We start from the raw sequence: 24,223 nt of genomic DNA, 5'->3' as shown, positions 1-24,223 counted from the left end.
GAAAATTTATCAGGGCTATCGGCATTTTTAACCTGGTCCAGAATGTTTTAGAACGACTGCACTGCCTTAACTAACTGGTAAACGGCTTGCAGCTGTGTACCCTTGACAGTGGCATAGTCCGCGCCGGTGTAGCCCCACCAATCCCAACAGGCGTTGGGGTTAAACGGGTTAATACTGCTGGCGGTTGTTTGCGGATATAACACCACTATATTATTGCTATCTGCGTAATTATTTAAACCCGTGCCAGTAGTGTAGGCATCGCCGACAGTCTCAGCGTTTTGCTTACAGCCATGAAAGCTGACATGCAAGCGACAGCTTTGACCTTCGGCACAGCTGGTGGGCACATACATATAGCCGGTTTTGGCAAGGGTGGTTTGCGCAGCGCTTGATAACTGATGCTGATCCAGAGGGTACAGTTTTCCTGAGGCCTGCTGGCTTTTGTGGTTTAACTTGCCAAGTAAAAAGGTCAGCAATTTGCCGGCGGCATCATAATCACAACTGGCCAGGTAAGGTGATTCGGATAGGTCGCAGTTACCCAAATCAGCGCGATCTGTCGGAAAGGTGTGGCCAAAGGCTTTATCATTTATCAAGGCAATGTTTTCTGCAGCCAGCCATTGCTGATATTGATGTTGCAGTGCTACCGCCAGACCAGGATAGACAGTGCTGTCTTTGCTACCGTGAAAGATCCACACTTTATCCTGTTGCAGCTTGCCTACTGCAGCCAAATAGCCTTTGTTTTGCTGGTCTTTCAAGTAGCTATTAATGGCCTCCATATCGGGTGAACTGGTCGCCTTGTTAAAGCAATGCTCCAGCGCCAGGCCAAGGCTGTTTTGCGCACAATACACCGGGCCGGCTGCGAGCATAGCAACACCGTCAACCTGGCCGGCAAAAGCTAAGTGGTATTGGCCGGCCATATAGGCGCCACTTGAGAGCCCAGAGAGGGTAATGTTAGGCTGCAGTTTAAGTTTGGCCAGGCTATCGGTGTCGGCGCTGACAGATTGAGACAAGGCAGCACAGGCCAGACCGGCAAATAAATAGCTACGCATGGCAACTCCTGATGATAAATCTAATTTGTAGCAACCTTGACAAATTAATCAACAGGCGGCAATAAGGCTTTAGTACAGGGTTAATGCGGAAAAGGATAGTTAAGATATTGCAGGTAGCGGCTTTTATCTAGCGTCTGAGGCAAAGCCTGCCACAGCTGTGCTGCATATTGTGGATAGTGTTCATAAAATGCCTGGCTCAACATCAGGTAACCATCACTTTGATATAATGGCGGGTACATTATTAACACCGGTAGCTGATTTAAATGCTGCTCCTGGGCCTTAATGCCATTTAACTCACACAACACTGTGGTGGCATCGACACGGCCTGACACCACCAGCTCAAGCGCTTGTTCAGGCGAGTGTGCAGGCACTAAAACCGTATTGGCCGGAAAGGGGATAGGGCGGTAACCCAATGGCCTGGATACTGTAATACTGAGGTTAGACGTTATCTTGTCCGGCAACATATTGTCGTAGCGGTAAGCCAGGCATAACCCCAACTGATTAATTGCCAGCGTTGGATCTGGTGTACCTTCAGCCGTTACCGGGTATCGGGTGAAATGAGCGCGGCTTTCGTCATAAGCGGCAACCAGCGCATCAACGCTGTTGTCCTCCAGCTGTTGCAAACAGCGTAACCAGGGCATGCGGACAAGCTCGAGGGAAATACCTGCTTCGTACGCTGCACGTGTTAAATGTTCTATGGTTGCACCAGCAAGTTCAGGCACTGCTGCACTATTGCCGGCATAATAGGGCAACAGCTGCTTATCTTCGTAGCAAAATCGCAGTGTTACCGGTGGTACGCCAATCTGGTCTGGCGTTGTCGGTAGCACATCGGCTGAGGCTATGCTGGATAACAGGCTTAAGTAAAGTAATAACGCGGCAATAGGCATCAGCATAGCAACCTAATAGCTAAACACAGTAGCCACGCCGCGTGAGCGTGGATCTGCCACTGCTTCTACCTTTCCGTCTAATACCTTAATGGCCTGAATATCGCCCAGGCTCCAGCTTTGGGTATGCAGCTTATAGCCTTTTTGCTGCAGATTCTTTTGTACCTCCGGCGACAGCGGTGCATAAGGTTCCATATTAATCTGATCTTTGGGTAACAATTGATGATGAAAGCGCGGTGCAGCAACAGCCTCAGCTAACGACAATTTAAAATCGTACAGGTTGACCATAACCTGAAAAATTGACGTAAAAATAGTTGAGCCGCCTGGCGTACCGATTGCCAACTCTACTTTACTATCTTTGACCAACAAACTCGGCGTCATTGACGATAACATGCGTTTGCCTGCTGCGATGGCATTGGCTTCGTTACCGACAACACCAAAGGCGTTGGGAACACCTGGCTTGGCAGAAAAATCGTCCATTTCGTTATTCAGTAAAAAGCCTGCCCCTTGCACCACCACACCACTGCCGAAGTCGAGATTGAGTGTGTAGGTATTGGACACTGCATTGCCATCTTTATCCAGAACTGAAAAATGTGTGGTGTGGTAGCCTTCCAACCCCGGTTTTACGCTAGCGGTAGCGGAGATCTGTTGTGGGTTTATGTCAGCAGCTCTTTGGTCTAAATAGGCAGGCGCAAGTAATTGCTGTTGTGGTACGGTAACAAAGTCGGGATCGCCGAGATAATTGGCACGGTCAGCGTAAACCCGCTTTTCGATTTCGGCGATTAAATGCACATATTGTGGGCTGTTAAGTGATACACCTGTAAAGTCAGCGGCACGGCGTTGCTTCAAGCCTAGTAACTGACCCAGGGCAATGCCGCCTGAGCTGGGCGGTGCCGCGGTGATCAATTGATAATCGCGCCATGGCATCACAACAGGCTCGCGCCAGCCGGCTTTATAGCCGGCTAAATCCGCCAGGCTAATAAGGCCTCCATCGCGTTGCATTTGTGCTACCAGTAGCTTTGCGGTTTCGCCCTGATAAAAATCGGTTGGGCCATGCTCTGCAATGCGTTGTAAAGTGGCGGCCAGCTCTGGTTGGCGAAAATTCTCGCCGGCTTGCATAGTGCCAAAGTAGTCGGCAAAGTTGGTTTTTCCCGCCAGTTGGCTAAGCAGGTCGGCGCGGTATTGGTATTGGTTATCCGCAACGATAAATCCGTTTAAGGCGTAGTGCACAGCCGGTTTAACCAAGTCAGCCCAGGGCAGGGTGCCAAAACGTTGATGCGCCTGCCACAAGCCCATTACGGTGCCCGGTACACCGCTGGCCTTGGCGCCAATCAGGCTTAAATTCTCAATGACCTGTTTTTCTTCATCCAGATACATATCACGGTGGGCTTTTGCCGGTGCCGTTTCGCGGTAATCTAAAAAGTAAGGCTTACCGTCAAACCAAATCAGCATAAAACCGCCACCGCCTATATTGCCAGCTTCAGGATAGGTTACCGCCAGCGTAAAAGCCGTTGCTATGGCGGCATCGACAGCGTTTCCTCCCTGGCGCATTATCTGCTCGGCGGTAGCCGCACCATACTGATCTGGTGAAGCTATAGCGCCATTTAGCGGCGCGGTCGTTTTACCTGTTGCAGTACAACAAGATACGACAAGCAGCATGACAAATATAAGCCGGTATAACATAACGCCCTCCTTGAGACTGTGACTCTGTTCTACCGCGATGGCGTTGAAATTACAAGACGTGACAAGCGTTAATCCGGCGTCTAAGCTGAGATTACAATTAAAAGCAAACAGACTAACCTGATGAAGTTACGGCTGTTTTATTGTCGTTTTTTCGGCATATAAAGGGGGGGGTATATGGCTTTCTGGAATACCGTTGGCGGCAGGCTGCTTAGCATACCCTTGCTGGCGCTGGTTGGCTTTTTAGTGCTGGCCACGGTGGCGCTGACTGCGCTTAACCATAGCCTGATTAAAGGACGTGAAGACAGGGTCGTTGCGATAATCGACAGTGGCTTAAGCATAGTGCGGCATTATCAAGCGCTGGAGCAAAACGGCAACTTAACCAGGGCAGAGGCACAGCAGCAAGCCATGGCGGCGATTAAAGCCATTCGTTATGACGGCACAGAATATATTTGGATCAATGATATGACTCGGCCGATCCCAGTCATGATTATGCACCCTACGGCACCAACCTTAGACGGAACCATACTGGATCAACAGCGATTTCACCATGCTACCTTGATGCGTAACCGCGATGGCAGCGAGCAGCAAACCTTAAATAATGCCAATCTTTTTGTCAGCTTTGTCGATGTGATTAATCGCTATGGCAATGGTTTTGTTGAGTACCAATGGCCTAAACCATTAAAAAGCGGCGGTATGTCGGAGCAACGCTACACCAAATTATCTTATGTTGCTAAAGACGATAGCTGGGGCTGGGTGCTGGGCTCCGGTATTTATATCGATGATGTTAAAGCGGCGTTTGCTGCGGTAGCTATGCAAGTTGGGCTGGTGGTGCTAATAATTATTGCCCTGACGGTTGGCGTGTCGTTATTTATCCGCCGCTGGTTATTACAGGCTTTAGGCGGTGAAGTTGCCAGCACCAAGGCGTTAGTAGAGCGGGTGGCAGCGGGTGATTTCTCCATCAACTTTGCGCTTAAAGCGGGAGATAATACCAGTTTACTGGCTGCACTAAGTGGCCTGGTTAATCAGTTACGCAGTATTATCAGCCAGCAAACGGCGATGGCAGAGCAACTGGCCGGGCAATCTGAGGCACTGGATGAAACCAGCCAGCAAACCCAGCAAATTTTGCAAAGTGTAATGGACCAGACGGCGCAGGTAGCGACAGCGGTAAACGAAATGACGGCCACCTGTGAGGATATGGCACGCAGTGCCACCACCGCAGCGAAAGCTGCACGTGACGCCGATACAGAAGCACAAAATGGTGTGACTGCGGTGCAATAAACTATTACTGCGATTGACGCGCTGAAACTAAAATTAGACCAGGTATCAGATGTCATTGCCCAGCTATCTAAACGTGGCGAAGAAGTCGGTGCGGTAACCGATGTTATCGGTGCTATTGCAGAACAAACTAATTTGCTGGCACTTAATGCGGCTATAGAAGCGGCACGCGCCGGTGAAATGGGCCGTGGTTTTGCTGTCGTTGCCGATGAGGTACGCACTCTGGCCAGCCGTTCTCAGGCATCTACTCAGGATATCAATAAACGTATTGAAGGCATTCAGCAAGATTCTGCCAACGCTGTGCAATCTATGGCGCAAAGTAAAACTGAAACAGAGCAAACGATTAGCTGTTCGCAACAGGCCAATGCCGCGTTAATACGTATTAATACGGCGGTATCCAGTATTACTGACGTTAATGATCAACTGGCCAGTGCCACCGAAGAGCTGGCCGTAGTGTCCGGCACCATAAACGAAAATATGGAGAACATTGCCAATGCGGTGGAAAGTACCACGGTAAAATCGACAGAATTGTCAGTTGCCAGTCAGCAATTACGGCAGATGGCCAGCGAGATGAAAAAATCGCTCAGTGGTTTTAAATTATAAGCAAAACAGCAATAAGGCGCTGTATAAACCTGAATGGGCGCTTTTTGATGCAATTTTGTACCTAATTATCTATGATTACTTTGAATGAATGTTAAAGGAGTTAAGATGAAACCGGTATTGATTGTGCTATTGCTGCCATTTCTCGTGTCAGCCGAGGTGTATAAATGTGATGTTGGCGGAGTAATCACATACAGTCAGGTTCGTTGTAGTGCTGAGGCTGAAGTAACCGCTTATGCCACAGAAGATTTAGTGACGGCATCACAACAGCCAATACTGGAAGCGAATGCAAACAGTGCCGCGGCTACTATGGATAGGTTAAGTGATTCAGTTAAGAAACGCGATATGCGCTTACTAGTCAATAAGCTTAAGTTAGACAAAGAAAACAAGCTTAAACAGCGTGACATCAAACTGGCTGAACTAAAAAGCTCTAAGGACCAAGCGCTCAATAACCTGGCGGGTGCTGTATGGGAAGAAAGCTTGTCAAAAGAGATGGCAGCAGTAGCAATTCAGTATGATACTGACATCAGAGGAATTGATACGGAAATAGATCGATTAGTTGATGAATTAAACCGAATTTGAATGTTGTGCATCCAGAAACACAAAGCCCCGCTTAAGCGGGGCTTTGTTTTGAGGAATTTAATGGTCGGTACGAGAGGATTCGAACCTCCGACCCCTTCACCCCCAGCGAAGTGCGCTACCAAGCTGCGCTACGTACCGACGTAGGGCGTATCATAATGATTCCCCGCCAGAAAGCAATGCTGCAAAGGTTGACTGTTGCAAATTTCGCCAACCAGCAAGCTTTGTATATCAGCAAGTTGAATAGGCATTATAGCGGCGTCTTGCTATCTTAATTTTCAGTCCCTTGCTAACATAGCCGTCTTTACGTCTTTTGGTATATAGCTGTGCTGTGGATCCCTTTTACGTTGCTGGCGGCCTTTATGCAGGCCTGGCGCAATGCGTTTCAAAAGCAATTAAGCAAAGATGTTGCCGTAGCCGGCGTTACGTTGGCGCGGTTTATTTGGGCATCGCCGTTAGCGGCGCTGTATTTGTGGGCTTTGTATCAGTGGCAGCCGGTGGCGTTGCCGTCGTTCAGCACCGGCGTTGCTGGCTTTGTTGTGGCGGCAGCGCTGGCGCAAATTCTGGCTACCGCACTGATGGTAAAGCTGTTTAAGCTGCGTAACTACGCTATAGGTGCCGGGCTGGCAAAAAGTGAGGCCGTGTTGGCTGCGGTGCTTGGCGTGGTGTTATTTAGTGAGTCCTTAACCGCGCTGGGCTGGGCAGGTGTGTGTTTAGGTGGTTTTGCAGTATTTTTACTTAGCGGTGCCAGCTTACGCCAGTTATCGCTACCGGTGCTGCTGTTGGGATTGGGCAGCGGCTTGGCTTTTGCGCTGACATCTTTGTGGGTGCGCCAGGCCAGCCTGGTGCTGGGGTTGCCGTTTCCACATGGCGCAGCCTGGGTATTGTTGCTGGTTATTCTGCTGCAAACCGTTATTCTGCTGTTGTGGTTAAGCCTGAAAGATAAAGCGACATTAACCGCACTTTGGCAGCGGCCAAAACTTACCTTAATGGTGAGTACTTGCAGTTGTATTGGCTCGATAGGCTGGTTTAGCGCCATGAGCCTGGAATCGGTGGCACTGGTAAAAACCCTTGGTCAGGTAGAAGTGCTGTTTATGTTGCTGATCTCGGCTTTGGTATTTAAAGAGAAGTTGCAAAAAGCCGACCATTGGGGATTAGCGCTGATCGTGTTGGCGGCGATAGCGGTAATCTGGGCTTAATTAGCAATCCCACTGGTGAAATTTCACTAACGCAGTAAAATGGAGCTCAGTTAACAGCTAACTTTAGTGATTTTTGTGTCAGACCAAGATATTTATGCCGACATCCGGCCTTACAACGATAGCGAGGTAGTGCCGGCAATTAGCAGGTTGATTGCCGATGATGAGTTTATTCAGGCCATTCTGCACTACCGTTTTCCGCATTTATCCGGACCATTCGGTTGGCTGCTGTCCCCGCTGGTTAAATTTGCCTTAAAGCGGCGCTGGGCCAAGCTTACCAACGTATTGGCGGTGCAAAAACAAGTCGCGGCTTTTATGGACCGGATGATAGACAGTACCACCAATAAGGTCACAGTGTCGGGATTGCAACAGCTTACACCTGGTACAGCATATTTGTTTGTGTCTAATCATCGTGATATTGCCATGGATCCGGCATTGGTAAATTGGTGCTTGCATCATCATGGCTTTGATACCGTGCGTATTGCTATTGGCGATAATTTGCTGCGCAAAGCCTGTGCGACTGAGCTGATGAAGTTAAATAAAAGCTTTATTGTCAAACGCGGCGCAAAAGGACCGCGTGAAATGCTGAAGAATTTTTCGCAATTATCGTCTTACATCAAGCATTCATTACAGCAATTGCAATCGGTATGGATTGCACAAAAAGAAGGCCGGGCCAAAGATGGCAATGATGAAACGGATCCGGCAATTTTGAAAATGTTTTATATGGAAGGTAAAAAGCGTGGTGAAGATTTCTCGACCTACATGGCCAGCTTAAACATAGTACCGGTCTGTCTGTCGTATGAGTATGATCCCTGCGATATCGATAAAATTAACGAACTTTGGCAAAAACAAACAGCGGGCAGTTATCAAAAGCGCGAGTTTGAAGATATCGACAGTATTATTAAAGGCATAGTGGGATTTAAAGGCCGGGTGCATGTGGCTTTTGGCACACCGCTTACTGAAATACCGCCAGAGCCTGAGCAATTGGCTGCGCTAATTGATCAGCAGATTTGGCAGCAGTATCGTTTATTTCCGGTCAATTATCTGGCAGCAGGACATCAACATGCCGCCATTGACGAAAACGTTGCAGAGCAGTGGCAGCAGCGGTTACAAGCTGTGCCGGCTGGGGCGCAAAGCCTGTTAAGCCGGTTGTATGCCGCGCCGTTGCTAAAGCAGCAAGTCGTGGACAGCAACAGTTGAGTTATTTAATCGCGGTAACTCTGCTGTGGGCGTTTTCGTTTAGTTTGATTGGTGTTTACCTGGCCGGCCAGGTTGATGCTTATTTTGCAGTGTTGTTAAGGGTGCTGTTAGCCTTGCTGGTATTTTTGCCGTTTATGCGACGGCTACCCTTGGCCCTGGCAGTAAAGTTAATCGCGTTAGGCGCAGTGCAACTGGGGCTGATGTATTTGTTTTATTATCAGTCATTCTTATTACTGACAGTGCCGGAAGTGCTGATCTTTAGCATTTTTACCCCGGTTTATATAACCTTGCTGTACGACGTGTTGCAGCGCCGCTTTAGTAATCGCTTTCTAATGGCTGCTTTACTGGCGGTGGTTGCTGCGGCAATTATGCGTTTTAAAGGCCTGACGCAGGATTACTGGCTGGGGTTTGTCGTGGTGCAAGCGGCTAACCTGTGCTTTGCTATGGGGCAGGTAGGTTATAAAATCCTGCTTGAGCAGCAGCCGGTAAAGCTCGCGCAACATCAGTTGTTTGGCTGGTTTTATCTGGGTGCTGTAATAGTAGCACTGCCGGCATGGTGGGTGTTGGGCGGCACGCAATATCCACACAGTGCAACGCAATGGGCAATACTGCTTTGGTTGGGGCTAGTGGCCTCAGGTGCCGGCTATTATTGCTGGAATAAAGGCGCCACCCTGGTTAGCAGTGGCGTGCTGGCAGTGATGAACAATATGCTGATCCCGGCCGGTTTGGTGGTCAACATAGTACTGTGGAACCGCGATGAAAATCTGCTGAGCTTAACTATCGGCTCAGTACTGTTAATCTTATCCTGTATGTTGTGTAAGCCCGTGCGCAACTCAGTTAACCCCGGAGTGGCAAATGGCCAGACAAATTAGTTATACCTTTAACAAACAACGTAAGGTGATTAATTTCAGCTACGACAAGTATCATGATATGTACGAGGCTGTCGCTGCCGCTGAAGGCATAGATTTAACCCGCTTTCTGGCGATGGAACAACAAGTTGCTATGACAGCTAAGCGCGGCGCAGCAGTCAAAAATTACCGGCAGCAAGAATTTGCCCGCATGGGGTTTGCTGATATCGCTTTTGTCAGAGAAGAGCAGTAGGCGGGTTACCAGCTGTCGGTATCCGGGCAGCTGGTTTACAGCTGACAAATCGCAGACAATAAAAAAGGACACCGCGGTGTCCTTTTTTAGCAAGTGCTTAAATTACAGAACTGTAACGTTAGCAGCTTGTGGGCCTTTTTGGCCTTGTTCGATTTCGAAAGCAACGCGTTGGCCTTCGTTTAAGGTTTTGTAACCTTCAGTTTGGATAGCACGGAAGTGAACGAATGCGTCAGCGCCGCCGTTATCCTGAGTAATGAAACCGAAACCTTTATCAGCGTTGAACCACTTAACTACACCAGTTACTTTAGCCATGAATGACTCCTAAAAATTTTAATAGAACTAATTGACGCTTAATTGCGCTTTTAGCCTGACTGTTACCTTACTTATGCGGCCAAACGTGCGTGAATCTTCAGGACATGACTTACAATGAAGCTGTGTAGCGAAGTTTTCATAAACATTTTGTTACATAGGTCTGCTTTACAGGCCGGAAAGAACTATAGCAGGTCTGAGCGGAATGTATATAGCAAATTGCAAATAAACCTTTGTCAGGCAATAAAAAAGCTTAATACAATAAAAAAAGGCCGCAAATGCGACCTTTGTAAGATTGTTTATTTATTGCGCATTAAGCATTTAACGCAACTTCAGGTGCCACGTAGGCAAAACCTAAGGCCTCGGCCACGCTTTCATTGGTTACCTGGCCATTCATCACGTTAAGGCCATTCATTAAATGCTTGTCGTCAAGCAAGGCTTGTTTATAGCCTTTATTAGCTAAGCGAATGATAAACGGCAGAGTAGCGTTATTTAGCGCGAAGGTAGACGTACGTGGTACAGCGCCGGGCATATTCGCAACGCAGTAGTGTACGACATCGTCAACGATATAGGTTGGTTCAGCATGAGTGGTAGGTTTTGATGTTTCCACACAGCCGCCCTGGTCGATAGCAACGTCTACAATGGCTGAGCCGGGCTTCATGCGCTTGATATGGTCTTTAGTGACCAGTTTAGGTGCTGCTGCACCGGGTACCAATACGCCGCCAATCACTAAATCAGCCGCCAGTACTTCCTGCTCCAGCGCATCGGCAGTAGAGTAAATGGCTTTAACGGCACCATTGAACTGCGCATTAATGCGGCGCAGCACATCAACACTACGATCCAATACTGTAACATCAGCACCTAAGCCCAGCGCCATTTGTGCTGCGTTGGTGCCGACCATGCCGCCACCGATAACCACCACTTTAGCCGGTGCTACACCAGGCACACCACCTAATAGCATGCCACGGCCGGCACAGGATTTTTCCAATGCCCGGGCACCGGCCTGAATTGACATACGGCCAGCTACTTCAGACATTGGCGCTAACAGTGGCAAGCCACCGCGGTTGTCGGTAACGGTTTCATAGGCAATACAGATAGCTTTTGATTTAATTAAATCTTCGGTTTGTGGTAAATCCGGTGCCAGGTGCAGGTAAGTAAACAGGATTTGGCCTTCGCGCAGCATGGCGCGCTCAACTGCTTGTGGCTCTTTTACTTTAACAATCATTTCCGCTTTAGCGAAAACGTCTGCTGCACTGGCTGCAACGGTTGCGCCTGCTGCAATGTAATCGTCGTCAGTGAAACCAATTCCCATACCGGCATTGGTTTCAACTATTACGCTGTGCTTGTGGTTTACCAGCTCACGTACGCTGGCTGGTGTCATACCTACACGGTATTCGTGGTTTTTAATTTCTTTTGGTACGCCAATAATCATAGTTTTAGGCCTTTTTCTGAGGTAATAGTTGGCTAAGGTAAAATTTATGCGCAGTATACTGCTAACTTTGTAGAATTAATGCTTGTTTTTGGGTTTATGAGTAGTGCAAAATTCTGTTTAAATTAAAAAAGCGAATTTTTTAGCTGCTATGTACTCTTTAAGTAAAAGTATCAAGAAGTTAGATCGTATAGATCGTAAAATTCTGACAGAATTACAGCGTGATGGCCGTTTGGCCAATGTCGAACTGGCCCGGCGGGTCGGGCTCAGCCCGACACCTTGCTTAGAGCGGGTGCGAAAATTAGAGGCCGAAGGGGTTATTCTGGGTTACACGGCCCAGGTCGACCCGCATAAAGTAGGGGCCGCCTTGCTGGTGTTTGTTGAAATTACTCTAAGTAAAACCTCTCCGGAAGACTTCGATGAGTTTAGCAAAGCCGTGCAAAAGCTGGCTGAAATTCAGGAGTGTCATCTGGTATCCGGTAGTTTTGATTTCCTGCTAAAAACCCGGGTAGCCAATATGGCAGCTTATCGTGAACTGCTGGGTGAAACCCTATTGCGGTTACCCAGTGTGCGCGAAAGCCGCACTTATGTGGTGATGGAGGAAGTTAAGCAAACTACTTTTGTCGCGATTAATAGTTAAATCGTGGTTCAGCGCCGCTTCACGGATGCACTTTTACAGTCTGTCTGGTATCTTAAGCAGCAGCGCGCGCTCAAAAGAACGATGATAAAAATTAGGGGCTCCATTTGCAAAACAGAGAGTATTTTCCACTGAACGGTGTCCAGCGTTTGCTGGAAGTCGGACTGATTATTTTTTCTGGCTTTGGCTTGTTTTTGCTACTTGCTTTACTGTCGTTCGACCCGGCCGACCCTAGCTGGTCGCAAACCGGTTATCAGACTGACATTCGTAATTATACCGGGCCAATAGGTGCCTGGCTGGCAGATTTATTGCTGTTTAGTTTTGGCTGGATAGCTTACCTGTTGCCTTTTTTAGTCGCCTTTAGCGGGTTTTTGTTGTTTAAACGTTTTCATGATCTGCTGCAGCTGGACTATCTGATCCTGGGCCTGCGGTTGATAGGGTTAATCCTGACACTGCTGACGGCTACGGCCATTAGCAGTATTAATTTTAACGACATTTTTTATTTTTCGTCCGGCGGTGTAGTAGGGGATGTCGTAAGTAACGCACTGCTGCCGTATTTTAATTTTGTCGGCACTATATTGGTGTTACTGATTGGTTTTGCTACCGGCTTAACCTTTATGACCGGTATTTCCTGGTTAACAGTTGCTGACGCGCTTGGCGCGGCCTGTTTTACTGCAGCCTATTTTATTGCCAGTATTCCTGCCCGGTTAAAGCAGCGCCAGGCAGATGATTATGATCCTTTTACTGCAGAGCAGGAGCTTGACGATGAACCGGTTAAAGCCCTGAGTGCCACGCCGGCAGAGGCAACACAAAAAGTGCAGCAGCCGCTAATTAGCAGCAGCCGCACCGAGCCATTACCTATTAAACCGTTAGACGTAAATACACAGGCCAAAGCCTATTATGCTGTGGATACCCTGGCAGATGAGCAGCTATCATTTAGCGCCATAGATGAACCTGACAGCGACGAGCGCTGGGCACAGACCTTGCAACAACTGGAATTGCCACCCGAGCCCGAGCAGGACGCAATTTTATCTGCCGTGATAGATGATGAGGATGATGGCCTGGAAGTGTCACATCTGCTGGAAGAATTACCGTCGCTGGCATTGTTAGACCGGCCGGATAAAGCCGTTAACCCCATAGATCCGGCGGATTTAGAGCGGGTATCGCGTTTGGTAGAAGCAAAGCTGCTGGATTTTAATGTCGAAGCCCAGGTAGTTGGGGTACATCCCGGACCGGTGGTTACCCGTTTTGAACTTGATTTAGCGCCCGGTGTTAAGGTCAGCAAAATTACCGGCCTGGCGAAAGATTTAGCCCGTTCTTTATCGGCTATCAGTGTGCGGGTGGTCGAAGTGATCCCGGGCAAGTCGTATATCGGTTTAGAGTTGCCCAACAAGCATCGCGAAATAGTGCGGCTGTCAGAAGTTATTGGCGATGAAGTGTTCGACAATTCTAAATCTCCGCTCACTATGGTGCTGGGTAAAGACATTGCCGGTAAATCTGTGGTGGCCGATTTAGCGAAAATGCCACATTTGCTGGTAGCGGGTACCACTGGATCGGGTAAGTCTGTTGGCGTTAACGTTATGATTTGTAGCTTGCTATATAAATCGACACCAGATGACGTGCGCTTTTTAATGATTGACCCCAAAATGCTTGAGCTGTCAATTTATGAAGGTATTCCACACCTGCTGACCGAAGTGGTCACCGATATGAAAGACGCCGCCAATGGCTTGCGCTGGTGTGTTGGTGAAATGGAGCGTCGCTACAAATTAATGTCGGCACTGGGCGTGCGTAATCTCAAGGGCTACAACGCCAAAATCAGTGAGGCAATTGCCGAAGGTGCGCCAATTAAAGACCCGCTATGGCGACCGTCAGACGATATGCGTACTGAACCGCCGCTGTTAGAGAAGTTGCCAGCTATCGTCGTGGTTATCGACGAGTTTGCCGATATGATGATGATCGTCGGTAAAAAAGTCGAAGAGCTGATAGCCCGTATTGCACAAAAAGCCCGTGCGGCCGGTATCCATTTGATACTGGCGACACAACGGCCTTCAGTAGATGTCATTACCGGGTTGATTAAAGCCAATATTCCCACCCGGATTGCATTTCAGGTGTCCTCGAAGATTGATTCGCGCACTATCTTAGATCAACAAGGTGCAGAGAGTTTGCTGGGACAGGGCGATATGCTTTATTTACCGCCTGGCTCTGGTGTGCCGACCCGGGTCCACGGTGCCTTTGTTGATGACCATGAAGTGCATGCCGTCGTCGCCGACTGGAAAAAACGTGGTAAACCAAATTATATCGCTGAAATATTAAGCGGTGAAACCACCGAAGAAAACTTACTGCCAGGCGAAACCCTGGAGGGTGACGACGGTGAGGCTGATCCGCTGTACGATCAGGCGGTGGCTTTTGTCATTGAATCGCGCCGGGCATCGGTGTCCGGGGTGCAGCGCAAATTTCGGATAGGGTATAACCGTGCGGCGCGTTTAGTAGAACAAATGGAACAAAGCGGCATTGTTAGTGGCCCGGGCCACAATGGCAATCGTGAAGTTATAGTGCCGGGTGGGCCGGCAAAAGGATATTAAATGGCAGTAAAATGGCTGTTATCAGCACTACTGTGTCTGCCGCTACTGGCACAGGCACAACAGGCAGAGCAAATATTGCAACGCAAATTGGCGACAATAAAAACCTTTTCGGCCAGTTTTGAGCAGCAGGTTTATGATGCAGAGCACCAGGTGTTGCAGCAAGGCAAAGGCCAGTTGATACTAAAGCAGCCGGCATTATTCCGCTTTGAAACGACCGAGCCTGAGCCAAATCTGTTTATTGGTGACGGTACAACGTTGTGGTTTTACAACGAAGTGCTGGAGCAGCTTACGTTGTATGATGCGGCGGCGGAGGTTAACCGTACTCCGTTCGTGTTGTTAACATCGACCGATCCGGCGCTGTGGGCGCAATATCAGGTCAGCCGCCAGGCCGAGCAGTATGTTATTAGTGCTAAAGATGCTGACAGCGCAGTAAAACAGCTGATACTGAGTTTTTCCGGTGATGCGCTGGCCAGCATGCAGGTGGTAGATATAAACGGCCAACGCAGTGAGTTTAGCTTTACAACAGTACAGCTGAATATTGAACTGGAGCAAGGGTTGTTTAAGTTTGAGCCGCCTGCGGGCACCGATATAGACGATCAACGGCAGCGCTAAGCAGTGGATACGTTAAAGCTGGATTTTGCCGAAGATTTTCGTCCACTGGCGGCGCGAATGCGACCGCGTACACTCAGTGAGTATGCCGGGCAGCAACATCTGATAGGTACGGGTACAGCACTGCATAAAGCCATTACGGCTGGCAGAGTATTTTCACTGATCTTGTGGGGGCCACCGGGCACCGGCAAAACCACGCTGGCCGAAGTGATAGCAAGCCACGCTGACGCCGCCATTATCAAACTGTCGGCGGTAACCTCGGGTATTAAAGATATTCGTGATGCTATCACTACCGCACAGCAACGTGCGCAGCAATACAAGCAGCGTACTTTGCTGTTTGTTGACGAAGTACATCGATTCAACAAAAGCCAGCAAGATGCGTTTTTACCTTTTATTGAAGACGGCACCATCACTTTTATTGGTGCCACCACCGAAAATCCTTCGTTTGCGCTCAACAACGCTATTTTGTCGCGGGCCCGTGTTTGTGTACTTAAACCATTAACTGATGCTGACTTACAGCAGGTGCTGGCCAATGCACTGGCTGATAAAGATCGTGGCCTGGGTAAAGAGCAGGTAAGCTTAAGTGAGCAAGCCGAACAGTTGCTGTTACAACTGGCCTCGGGGGATGCGCGTAAACTGCTAAATTTGTTGGAGCAAGCCGCCGAGCTTACCGAAGCCAATGACAATAACAACAGCGGCACTGCAGGTAAAGAAATCAGTTTTGCCACGTTGAAACACCTGGTACCGAAACAATTGCCTGGTTTTGATAATCAGGGCGACATGTTTTTTGATTTAATCTCAGCCTTTCATAAATCTGTACGCGGGTCCGATCCCGATGCCGCTTTATACTGGTACTGCCGCATTCTGGCCGGTGGTGGCGATCCCTTGTATGTTGCCAGACGCCTGTTGGCTATTGCCAGTGAAGATATTGGCAATGCCGATCCGCGCGCGCTAACGCTGGCATTAAATGCCTGGGATACTTTTGAGCGGGTAGGGCCAGCGGAGGGAGAAAGGGCAATAGCACAAGCTGCGGTGTACCTGGCATTGGCGCCAAAAAGTAATGCGGTATACAGTGCTTTTAATCAGCTGAAGCAATTAGTTACAGAGCAGCCGGCCTATGAGGTGCCGCTGCATTTACGTAATGCGCCAACTAAGTTAATGCAGCAACTGGGCTTTGGTAAAGGGTATCGCTATGCTCACGATGAACCTGGCGGTTACGCCGCCGGTGAACGTTATTTACCAGCAGAATTAGCCGGGCAGCAATTTTATCAGCCAGTAGAACGTGGTATGGAAATACAACTGGCAGAGAAATTGCGTTTTTTACGTGCGCAAGACGCACAAAGCCGGCAAAAGCGAGATAAATAATGTTAACCTATCTGGCTATTGCATTAGGAGGCGCCATCGGTGCATGCTTGCGTTATGCCTGCAATGAAATGGCGCTGAATGTTTTAGGCAAGTCATTCCCTTTTGGCACTTTGCTGGTTAATATTCTCGGCTCTTTTATCTTAGGCTTGCTATATGCGCTGATCAGCAACGGTGTCCTGGCTCCTACGCCTTGGCGTACGCTGGTGGCGATAGGCCTGATTGGCGCTTTTACTACCTTTTCCACGTTTTCGCTGGATACGGTGTTGTTATTACAGCAAGCTGAAGTGCTAAAAGCATTCTGCAACGTGCTACTAAATGTGTTGTTATGTTTAACGCTTGCCTGGTTAGGGCTTAAACTGGGTTCAATGAAGTAATTACTATGTTAGATGCAAAATTTTTACGTAACGAATTAACTGAAACCGCGGCGCGCCTGGCAAAGCGTGGCTTTGTATTGGATGTGGCACGCCTAACTGAATTGGAAGAGCTGCGGCGCAAACTGCAGGTTGACACTCAGGAGCTGCAAAACCAGCGTAATACTAAATCTAAAGCCATTGGTCAGGCCAAGGGCCGTGGTGAAGATATCGCGCCGCTGCTGGCAGAGGTTGACGGCTTAGGTGCCCAACTGGATGCCGCCAAACAGCAACTTGATATTGTGCTGGCTGAAGTTGAGCAAATAGCGCTGACGGTACCGAATTTACCGGATGAGTCAGTGCCGGCAGGTAAAGATGAAACTGAAAACGTTGAAGTTCGTCGTTTCGGTACGCCGCGCCAGTTTGATTTTACCGTTAAAGATCATGTGGCCTTAGGCGAAGCGATAGACAACGGTCTTGATTTTGAAAGTGCTGTTAAAGTTACCGGTTCCCGTTTTGTGGTGATGCGCGGCAAAATTGCCCGGATGCATCGTGCCTTAACGCAATTTATGCTTGACCTGCATACCACCGAACATGGTTATACTGAACTCTATGTGCCTTATCTGGTTAATCACACCAGCCTGTACGGTACTGGCCAGTTACCCAAGTTTGGCGGCGATTTATTTCATACTCAGCCTGCGACAGAAGAAGGTCAGGGCCTGGCGCTTATCCCAACGGCCGAAGTACCAGTGACCAATCTGGCACGCGACAGTATTTTTGATGCCAGCGAATTGCCGCAGCGCTATACCGCGCATACGCCATGCTTCAGAAGCGAAGCTGGCTCTTACGGTCGCGATACCCGGGGCTTAATCCGGCAACATCAATTTGATAAAGTCGAGCTGGTGCAGCTGGTACAGCCGCAAGATTCCATGCAAGCTCTGGAGCAACTTACCGGGCATGCAGAAAAAGTATTGCAGTTACTTGGTTTGCCGTACCGCGTTATGCTGTTATGTACTGGCGATATGGGCTTTGGTTCAACTAAAACCTATGATTTGGAAGTTTGGCTACCGGCGCAAAACACCTACCGTGAAATCTCATCCTGCTCCAATATGGGAGATTTCCAGGCGCGCCGTATGCAGGCCAGGTTCCGTAGCCCGGAGATGAAAAAACCAGAATTGCTGCATACTCTTAATGGCTCTGGTTTGGCAGTAGGGCGTACCCTGGTTGCCATACTGGAAAACTATCAACAAGCCGACGGCAGTATAGTTGTGCCAGAAGTGTTGCGCAGTTACATGGGCGGTTTGGCATTACTTAACTAAGTAACAATTAGTGTAGTTAAACGAGATGTTAGTCAGCACCATCCCGGGCGTTCCGGGATGGTGTAAAGCACGGAATGAGCGGATGACAAAGAAGACGCAAAAAGCGGCCAGGCGGACTAATACTCAACTGATGCGCGGTATTTATCTGGCTGTGATTATTGGCATAGTCGCGATAGTGGTAATTGTGACACTGGAATCTATCGTTGCTATATTACGTGACACTGTTAACTGACCTATTACAGGCACTTAGCGGGCTTGGGTAAGCCGGCAATGCGGGTGGCCTGTTTGGCTGGCCCTTGCGGGAACAACAGGAACAAATATTTACTGTTGCCTTTATCTGCCCCAAGTTGCTGCGCCATTGCCTTTACCAGCACACGAATGGCTGGTGAGGTGTTAAATTCCAGATAAAACTGCCGTACAAAATGCACCACTTCCCAGTGTGCGTCGCTTAACTCAATATTTTCCTGCGCAGCAAACGCCAGAGCTACTTGTTGATCCCAAAGCTGCAGATCGGACAGATAGCCGTGCTTATCCAGCGCAAGCTGTTTGCCATCAACTTGCAGATAATTTAATTCTGCCATAACAGTACCTGATCAGCGTTAATCGTTAATGTTACCCATGCTTCGTCATCTATTACTGTAACGGACTGAGGCACCTTTAGCTTACGCAGTAAAACATCGCTTTGTAAGGCGTAGACATGTTGTACCGGCCAGCAAAGATCCTGGCGGATACTCAGCCACACGGCGTCTTGTCGTAGCAAAATACCGTCATCTGGCTGGCAAATAAGCGCAAACTCGTCCATTGACAGCTTAGGGTGTATCAAAGTTATCAATTTCATTAGCTGCAAATTACCTGATGTTGCCGGCTTATCAGCTGTTGTATCTGAGCGGCATCCACTAACTGAGCGTCAATACTGAGCTGGCTTGGCTGAATATTACGTTGCAACAGCGATGCGTGACAAACATAAACCTGCTCAATATCATATAAAGCAAACAGCTTAAAGCTACGTGGGTAGGCTTTTAGCTTAAATGTCGCTTGCTCCTGGGTTGGCAGCAACTGATACACTGCATCAGCGCTAAATAACACGCTGACCTGATGTTCTACTGCCGCCATAGCTAATAACAAATCCAAAGCTTCGCGACCGTGGCTGCTGTTAAAAGGAGCCTGGCGCTGAATAAGTAATATATTTTGCATTAAAACTGTACCAGTTTATCTACGTTACTCTGACGCATAGCAAATTCGGCCAGACCCGCGCCGATATAGCCGTTGCGGGCAGGCACAGTTTCAGACACCAGCCCCCGTTTTTCTGCGGCTGTAACACAAAACAACAAGGGTATTTGCTGGCGTTGGCAAAATTCTGCCAGCTCTGCACTGATATCGGGTTCATCAGCAGGTAAATCAATCTGGTTTGACGCCAGCAGTACCGCATCCTGATATAAAAATATATGGTCGATACTGTGGCCCAGCTGAAGCAACGCGCGGGCAAATTGCAGCGCACTGCCTGGGCTTTGGCTGGCAAAGCCGGCTGAAGTTAGCAACAATGCAAAGGTTGTCATGTTTAGCCCACTGCTATTAGTTGAAGTGTCCGGTAAAAAAAATGCCCCGGCTAGCGGGGCATTTTATCGGATTGTGTCAGCTTCGCAAAGCTTACTGCTTAGTCATCGCCACCAAATACGCCTAGTAACTGTAACAAGTTGACAAAAATATTAAAGATATTCAGGTACAAGCCCACAGTGGCACGAATATAGTTTGTTTCGCCGCCGTTGATAATACGGCTGGTATCAAACAGGATCAGTGCAGACATTATCAGAATAATAGCAGCAGAAATAGCCAGGCTTAATGCCGGGATCGCCAGGAAGATATTCGCCAGCGCGGCGACCAGCACGACAATTAAACCAACCATCAAAAAACCACCCATAAAAGAGAAGTCTTTACGTGTAGTCAGTGCGTAGGCTGATAAACTGAAGAAAATCAGCGCGGTTCCGCCTAATGCTTGCATAATCATGCTGGGGCCATTCGCCAGGCCTGCATAGTAATTTAGCATAGGGCCAAGAGATGCACCCATTAAGCCGGTAAAGGCAAACACCCAGAAAATGCCGCTGGCAGAGTCAGCTTTTTTATTTACTACAAACAACATAATAAAAGCTGCGACAAAACAACCCAATGACACCATAGGTGACATCTGCATTGCCATTGCCACCGCTGCGGTAACGGCGCTAAGGGTCAGCGTCATGGCCAATAAAAAATAGGTATTGCGTAGTACTTTGTTAATCTCAACACTGCTTCCGGCAGTACCGAGGGTGGTTGTGTCTCTGTATGACATAGTAATGTCCTCCTGATACAAAGGTTTAATAGCACATCTGACCCTATCATACTGCCTAAGTTCCGACTCAGCCAGTGTTGGCATCGATATTTTAGACTTAGTGACATTTTTTTGAATTTAACCCTTTCTTTTGTTGGTGTTAATGATTAATATACGCGTCGCCGGAGGGATGGCAGAGCGGTTTAATGCACCGGTCTTGAAAACCGGCGTGGGTTAATAGCCCACCGAGAGTTCGAATCTCTCTCCCTCCGCCACTTCTTGCGATTACAGATATCCCCGATAAAAATATTGTTATCCTGCTGATTTAGCGCATTTTAAACCATATTCATTTCAAATCATTAACCTTTCTGGCACACTAAGCGTCAACTGTTCAAAACAGTGATTTTCCAGGCAATTGAGTTAGCAATACCGGCCAGGCTCGGCTATGCTAGACATCAATAATTATACTAATAACCAGTAACTCGGAGAGGCTAAATTGATTAACGTTCTGTTAGTTGATGACCATGAGCTTGTACGTACTGGGATCAGTCGCATACTAATGGATGAGCGCGGAATCAAGGTGATTGGCGAAGCTGGCTCTGGCGAAGAAGCATTACAATTTTGTCGTCAGCATGAACCTGACGTGGTGTTGATGGACATGAATATGCCCGGCATGGGCGGTATGACAGCCACTAAGCGCATTTTACATTATTGTCCTGATACGAAAGTTTTAGCGTTATCGGTATCTTGTGAAGAGCCTGTACCCACCAAAGTAATGCAATTGGGTGCAGCGGGGTTTATTTCTAAAAATTCACCGCCAAAAGAAATGGTTGCCGCTATACGTAAAGTCTATTCCGGTGCCCGGCATATTTCGGATGAAGTTGCTCAGAAAATGGCGATGAGCAAAGTTAACAACCACAGTCAGAATCCGTTTGATGATTTATCTGATCGTGAACTGCAAATTATGCTGATGATTACCCAGGGGCAAAAGGTCAATGATATTGCAGAACAGCTGAATGTCAGTGCGAAAACGGTTAATTCGTATCGATATCGCATGTTTGAAAAACTGGCAATTAGCGGCGATGTTGAGTTGACACATTTGGCATTGCGCCACGGCATGATCGATATTGCTAAAGCCTGATGTTCGACGCAAAAGCATTTTTACAGTCTGTACCGCGCCAGCCGGGCGTGTATCGTATGTTAAGCAGCGCGGAGCAGATCATTTATGTTGGCAAAGCCAAAGATTTGCGCGCCCGCTTAAGTAGTTATTTTCGAAGCCAGCTCGACAGTATTAAAACCCGCTCGCTAGTCAGCCAGATTGCAAATGTTGAATATACACTGACCCACAGTGAGACAGAAGCGCTGATCCTGGAAAATAACCTGATCAAGCAATTTATGCCGCGCTACAATGTGTTACTGCGGGATGATAAGTCTTACCCTTATATTTTACTGACTGAACATAAACACCCGAGGATTAGCTCGCATCGTGGGCCCCGTAATAAAGCTGGCCAGTATTTTGGGCCTTATCCTAATGCCGGTGCTGTTTGGCACAGTTTAAAAACACTGCAAAAAATTTTTCCCATCCGACAGTGTGAAGATGGTTTTTATCGCGCCAGGACCCGGCCTTGTCTGCAATACCAGCTAAAACTGTGCTCAGCGCCTTGTGTAGGCAAAATTTCTGACGACGATTATCAGCAGCTTGTGCGCATGGCTGCGTTGTTCCTGCGTGGCAAAAATCAACAAGTCATAGATGATCTGGTGCAAAGCATGACTAAGGCCAGTGAACAACTGCAGTTTGAACTGGCTGCGCAGTACCGCGATAAAATACTGGCGCTGCGTAAAGTGCAAGAGCAACAAAGTGTCAGTGGTGAACACGATGAAATGGATGTGATTGGTTTTACTTATTCTCACGGTGTAGCGGCAGTGCATGTGTTGTTTGTGCGTCAGCAAAAAGTGATGGGTAGCAAAGCCTATTTTCCAAAAGTGCCGGCAGATACCGACGAGAGCGAAATCCTCAGCGCGTTTTTATTGCAATTTTATCTCGACGGTTACGGTGCTCAGCAGTTGCCACGTGAAATTGTGATTGCTCAGCCACTGGCTGAAATGGAGACCTTGGCTGCGGCTATCAGCGAGGTTGCCGGCCGAAAAGTACGCATTACCTATGCTCAGCGCGGAGAAAAAGCGCAGTATTTAAGTCTGGCACAAAAAAACGCTGTGCAAGCCTGCGACAATAAGCAGTCGCTGGCGCAGAAAATGGCGCTGCGTTACCAACAATTGCAGCAGCTGTTACAATTAGATGACCGTATCTGCCGGATGGAATGTTTTGATATCAGCCATACCATGGGGCAGGCGACAATCGCCTCCTGCGTGGTATTTGATGGTAGCGGGCCGAATAAAGCAGAATACCGGCGGTATAACGTGACCGGCATTACCGGCGGCGATGATTATGCCGCTATGCAGTTTGCGCTGCAAAAACGCTATGGCAAGTTACAGGATACCGACAGAATTCCGGATATTATTTTTATTGATGGTGGCCAGGGCCAACTTAATATTGCTATTGACCAGTTTAGCAACTGGCCGCATGCAAAAGTGCCATTGCTGGTTGGCGTGGCAAAGGGCACCAGCCGCAAGCCCGGTCTTGAAACGCTGATCCTGGCGCAAAGTGGCCGCAGTATTAACTTGGCGGAAGACGCGCCGGCGCTGCATTTAATTCAACAGATCCGTGATGAAGCGCACCGTTTTGCTATTACCGGCCACCGGAATAAGCGCGGTAAAGCCCTGGTGAAAAGCCCGTTAGAGCAGGTAAAAGGTATTGGTGAAAAACGCCGGCAGGCCTTGTTACACTACCTGGGTGGCTTACAGGGAGTGATGCAAGCTTCAGTAACAGAACTGGCTTCAGTGCCAGGTATTTCAAAGGCGCAGGCAGAAAACATTTACCATGCCTGTCATAACAAGTAGCATAGCGGCATTGTCGCTGTTGAGAACAATAAGATGTGGAATATTCCCAACCTGCTAACCCTGTTCCGGTTGTTTCTTATCCCGGTATTTATTATATGTTTTTACTCCGGAGCGGAAAACGCCCGCTTTTGGGCTGCCTTTGTGTTTTGGCTAGCGGCCATTACTGATGCACTGGATGGTTATCTGGCTCGTAAGCTGGAGCAGTCAACGCCCTTTGGGGCTTTTCTCGATCCGGTGGCAGATAAAGTGATGGTAGCCGTTGCACTGGTATTGATTGCTTCGGACAGTGCGTCGTTGTGGGTGACGATACCGGCCATTATTATGATCAGTCGAGAAATAGTGATATCCGCCTTGCGTGAATGGATGGCCGAGCTGGGTAAACGGGCCAATGTGGCGGTGTCTAACCTGGGTAAGTATAAAACCATAGCGCAGATGTTGGCATTAATAGGCCTTATTTGGCAGCCTGAACACTGGCTGGTAAGCTGGTTTACACCGGCAGGCATGTTTTTATTGTACCTGGCAACAGTGTTAACGCTGTGGTCTATGTACAGTTACCTGAAGGCGGCCTGGCGCGATCTGGTCGTTTAATCGCTGTTTTTGTTGCAATTTAGCGCAACTCAGTCAAATTTTAATCAGTCAGTCATAAAAGCAAAATTTATTATTGACTGGCACAATTAAAACAGTAGAATGCGTCACGTGTTAAGGCACATGGCCCTGAACATTGCGAGTATAGCTCAGCTGGTAGAGCGCGACCTTGCCAAGGTCGAGGTCACGAGTTCGAACCTCGTTACTCGCTCCA

Annotated in this window: 27 protein-coding genes and 3 tRNA genes; 19 read left to right on the top strand and 11 right to left on the bottom strand. The window is 48.3% G+C overall.

Annotated elements, in window-relative coordinates:
- Positions 1-47: 47 nt before the first annotated feature.
- The 3 genes from MN202_RS19295 to ggt all read right to left on the bottom strand — a co-directional run bounded on the left by MN202_RS19295 (position 48) and on the right by ggt (position 3,613).
- Positions 48-1,046, bottom strand: a complete 999-nt coding sequence (locus MN202_RS19295; protein WP_335737776.1) for an extracellular catalytic domain type 2 short-chain-length polyhydroxyalkanoate depolymerase — start codon at positions 1,044-1,046, stop codon at positions 48-50.
- Between the two features lie 80 nt (positions 1,047-1,126).
- On the bottom strand, positions 1,127-1,939 hold the full coding sequence (locus tag MN202_RS19290; protein WP_335737775.1) for an amino acid ABC transporter: 813 nt from the start codon (positions 1,937-1,939) through the stop codon (positions 1,127-1,129).
- A 6-nt stretch (positions 1,940-1,945) separates the two neighbouring features.
- On the bottom strand, positions 1,946-3,613 hold the full coding sequence (gene ggt / locus MN202_RS19285) for a gamma-glutamyltransferase (RefSeq protein WP_335737774.1): 1,668 nt from the start codon (positions 3,611-3,613) through the stop codon (positions 1,946-1,948).
- 174 nt (positions 3,614-3,787) lie between these two features.
- Between ggt and MN202_RS19280 the strand changes: the two genes are divergently transcribed.
- The 3 genes from MN202_RS19280 to MN202_RS19270 all read left to right on the top strand — a co-directional run bounded on the left by MN202_RS19280 (position 3,788) and on the right by MN202_RS19270 (position 6,070).
- A complete protein-coding gene (locus tag MN202_RS19280; protein WP_335737773.1) occupies positions 3,788-4,891 on the top strand; it encodes a cache domain-containing protein in 1,104 nt (367 codons plus the stop codon).
- A gap of 3 nt (positions 4,892-4,894) precedes the next feature.
- Entirely contained in the window at positions 4,895-5,491 is a 597-nt protein-coding gene (locus MN202_RS19275) for a methyl-accepting chemotaxis protein (protein WP_335737790.1), read from the top strand.
- A 105-nt stretch (positions 5,492-5,596) separates the two neighbouring features.
- Complete coding sequence (locus tag MN202_RS19270; protein ID WP_335737772.1) at positions 5,597-6,070, top strand: DUF4124 domain-containing protein; 474 nt, start codon at positions 5,597-5,599, stop codon at positions 6,068-6,070.
- A gap of 61 nt (positions 6,071-6,131) precedes the next feature.
- Here MN202_RS19270 and MN202_RS19265 read toward each other — a convergent pair.
- Positions 6,132-6,208 (bottom strand) — tRNA-Pro (locus MN202_RS19265).
- Positions 6,209-6,393: 185 nt separating this feature from the next.
- Here MN202_RS19265 and MN202_RS19260 point away from each other — a divergent pair.
- The 4 genes from MN202_RS19260 to MN202_RS19245 all read left to right on the top strand — a co-directional run bounded on the left by MN202_RS19260 (position 6,394) and on the right by MN202_RS19245 (position 9,564).
- Complete coding sequence (locus tag MN202_RS19260) at positions 6,394-7,266, top strand: DMT family transporter (protein WP_335737771.1); 873 nt, start codon at positions 6,394-6,396, stop codon at positions 7,264-7,266.
- 75 nt (positions 7,267-7,341) lie between these two features.
- The gene (locus MN202_RS19255; protein ID WP_335737770.1) at positions 7,342-8,463 is read left to right on the top strand and encodes a 1-acyl-sn-glycerol-3-phosphate acyltransferase; all 1,122 of its coding nucleotides are present in this window, start codon (positions 7,342-7,344) and stop codon (positions 8,461-8,463) included.
- Complete coding sequence (locus MN202_RS19250; protein WP_335737769.1) at positions 8,460-9,335, top strand: EamA family transporter; 876 nt, start codon at positions 8,460-8,462, stop codon at positions 9,333-9,335. Before MN202_RS19255 ends, MN202_RS19250 begins: the two co-directional genes overlap by 4 nt.
- Positions 9,319-9,564: a DUF2960 domain-containing protein gene (locus MN202_RS19245; protein WP_335737768.1), complete on the top strand. Its 246-nt coding sequence runs from the start codon at positions 9,319-9,321 to the stop codon at positions 9,562-9,564. The genes MN202_RS19250 and MN202_RS19245 overlap by 17 nt, the downstream gene beginning before the upstream one ends.
- 102 nt (positions 9,565-9,666) lie before the next feature.
- Here MN202_RS19245 and cspE read toward each other — a convergent pair whose 3' ends face one another.
- Positions 9,667-9,876: a transcription antiterminator/RNA stability regulator CspE gene (gene cspE / locus MN202_RS19240; protein WP_027670166.1), complete on the bottom strand. Its 210-nt coding sequence runs from the start codon at positions 9,874-9,876 to the stop codon at positions 9,667-9,669.
- Positions 9,877-10,186: 310 nt separating this feature from the next.
- Positions 10,187-11,305, bottom strand: coding sequence for an alanine dehydrogenase (gene ald / locus MN202_RS19235; RefSeq protein ID WP_335737767.1), 1,119 nt, complete (start codon positions 11,303-11,305; stop codon positions 10,187-10,189).
- 148 nt (positions 11,306-11,453) lie between these two features.
- On the opposite strand from ald, the gene lrp reads away from it, so the two are divergent.
- The 7 genes from lrp to MN202_RS19200 all read left to right on the top strand — a co-directional run bounded on the left by lrp (position 11,454) and on the right by MN202_RS19200 (position 18,396).
- Positions 11,454-11,942 carry a leucine-responsive transcriptional regulator Lrp gene (gene lrp, locus MN202_RS19230; RefSeq protein WP_335737766.1) on the top strand — a complete coding sequence of 163 codons (489 nt, stop codon included), beginning with the start codon at positions 11,454-11,456 and terminating at the stop codon, positions 11,940-11,942.
- Between the two features lie 104 nt (positions 11,943-12,046).
- Positions 12,047-14,521, top strand: coding sequence for a DNA translocase FtsK (locus MN202_RS19225; RefSeq protein WP_335737765.1), 2,475 nt, complete (start codon positions 12,047-12,049; stop codon positions 14,519-14,521).
- Positions 14,522-15,133: an outer membrane lipoprotein periplasmic chaperone LolA gene (gene lolA, locus MN202_RS19220; RefSeq protein WP_335737764.1), complete on the top strand. Its 612-nt coding sequence runs from the start codon at positions 14,522-14,524 to the stop codon at positions 15,131-15,133.
- 3 nt (positions 15,134-15,136) lie between these two features.
- Positions 15,137-16,495 (top strand): replication-associated recombination protein A, encoded by a 1,359-nt coding sequence (locus tag MN202_RS19215; protein ID WP_335737763.1) that lies wholly within the window; start codon positions 15,137-15,139, stop codon positions 16,493-16,495.
- Positions 16,495-16,869: a fluoride efflux transporter CrcB gene (gene crcB, locus MN202_RS19210; protein ID WP_335737762.1), complete on the top strand. Its 375-nt coding sequence runs from the start codon at positions 16,495-16,497 to the stop codon at positions 16,867-16,869. The genes MN202_RS19215 and crcB overlap by 1 nt, the downstream gene beginning before the upstream one ends.
- 5 nt (positions 16,870-16,874) lie before the next feature.
- Complete coding sequence (gene serS / locus MN202_RS19205; RefSeq protein ID WP_335737761.1) at positions 16,875-18,164, top strand: serine--tRNA ligase; 1,290 nt, start codon at positions 16,875-16,877, stop codon at positions 18,162-18,164.
- Between the two features lie 82 nt (positions 18,165-18,246).
- Positions 18,247-18,396, top strand: coding sequence for a hypothetical protein (locus MN202_RS19200; RefSeq protein WP_335737760.1), 150 nt, complete (start codon positions 18,247-18,249; stop codon positions 18,394-18,396).
- A 4-nt stretch (positions 18,397-18,400) separates the two neighbouring features.
- Here MN202_RS19200 and MN202_RS19195 read toward each other — a convergent pair whose 3' ends face one another.
- From MN202_RS19195 to MN202_RS19175, 5 genes are all read right to left on the bottom strand, one after another.
- A complete protein-coding gene (locus MN202_RS19195; protein WP_335737759.1) occupies positions 18,401-18,745 on the bottom strand; it encodes a TusE/DsrC/DsvC family sulfur relay protein in 345 nt (114 codons plus the stop codon).
- Complete coding sequence (locus MN202_RS19190) at positions 18,733-19,002, bottom strand: DsrH/TusB family sulfur metabolism protein (RefSeq protein WP_335737758.1); 270 nt, start codon at positions 19,000-19,002, stop codon at positions 18,733-18,735. The genes MN202_RS19195 and MN202_RS19190 overlap by 13 nt, the downstream gene beginning before the upstream one ends.
- Entirely contained in the window at positions 19,002-19,358 is a 357-nt protein-coding gene (gene tusC / locus MN202_RS19185) for a sulfurtransferase complex subunit TusC (protein ID WP_335737757.1), read from the bottom strand. The genes MN202_RS19190 and tusC overlap by 1 nt, the downstream gene beginning before the upstream one ends.
- On the bottom strand, positions 19,358-19,720 hold the full coding sequence (tusD, locus tag MN202_RS19180; protein ID WP_335737756.1) for a sulfurtransferase complex subunit TusD: 363 nt from the start codon (positions 19,718-19,720) through the stop codon (positions 19,358-19,360). The genes tusC and tusD overlap by 1 nt, the downstream gene beginning before the upstream one ends.
- A gap of 98 nt (positions 19,721-19,818) precedes the next feature.
- A complete protein-coding gene (locus MN202_RS19175) occupies positions 19,819-20,487 on the bottom strand; it encodes a Bax inhibitor-1/YccA family protein (RefSeq protein ID WP_335737755.1) in 669 nt (222 codons plus the stop codon).
- Positions 20,488-20,650: 163 nt separating this feature from the next.
- Here MN202_RS19175 and MN202_RS19170 point away from each other — a divergent pair.
- From MN202_RS19170 to MN202_RS19150, 5 genes are all read left to right on the top strand, one after another.
- Positions 20,651-20,741: transfer RNA gene (locus tag MN202_RS19170), tRNA-Ser, on the top strand.
- A 221-nt stretch (positions 20,742-20,962) separates the two neighbouring features.
- Positions 20,963-21,607: a UvrY/SirA/GacA family response regulator transcription factor gene (gene uvrY / locus MN202_RS19165; protein WP_335737754.1), complete on the top strand. Its 645-nt coding sequence runs from the start codon at positions 20,963-20,965 to the stop codon at positions 21,605-21,607.
- Positions 21,607-23,424, top strand: coding sequence for an excinuclease ABC subunit UvrC (uvrC, locus tag MN202_RS19160; protein WP_335737753.1), 1,818 nt, complete (start codon positions 21,607-21,609; stop codon positions 23,422-23,424). Before uvrY ends, uvrC begins: the two co-directional genes overlap by 1 nt.
- A 33-nt stretch (positions 23,425-23,457) precedes the next feature.
- Positions 23,458-24,012, top strand: coding sequence for a CDP-diacylglycerol--glycerol-3-phosphate 3-phosphatidyltransferase (gene pgsA / locus MN202_RS19155; protein ID WP_335737752.1), 555 nt, complete (start codon positions 23,458-23,460; stop codon positions 24,010-24,012).
- 135 nt (positions 24,013-24,147) lie between these two features.
- Positions 24,148-24,223: transfer RNA gene (locus MN202_RS19150), tRNA-Gly, on the top strand.

The organism is Rheinheimera muenzenbergensis, from assembly GCF_036984005.1.
Lineage (GTDB): Bacteria > Pseudomonadota > Gammaproteobacteria > Enterobacterales > Alteromonadaceae > Alishewanella > Alishewanella muenzenbergensis.
Note: the sequence above shows the minus strand (reverse complement) of the source record. Positions and strands in the feature narration are given on the sequence as shown.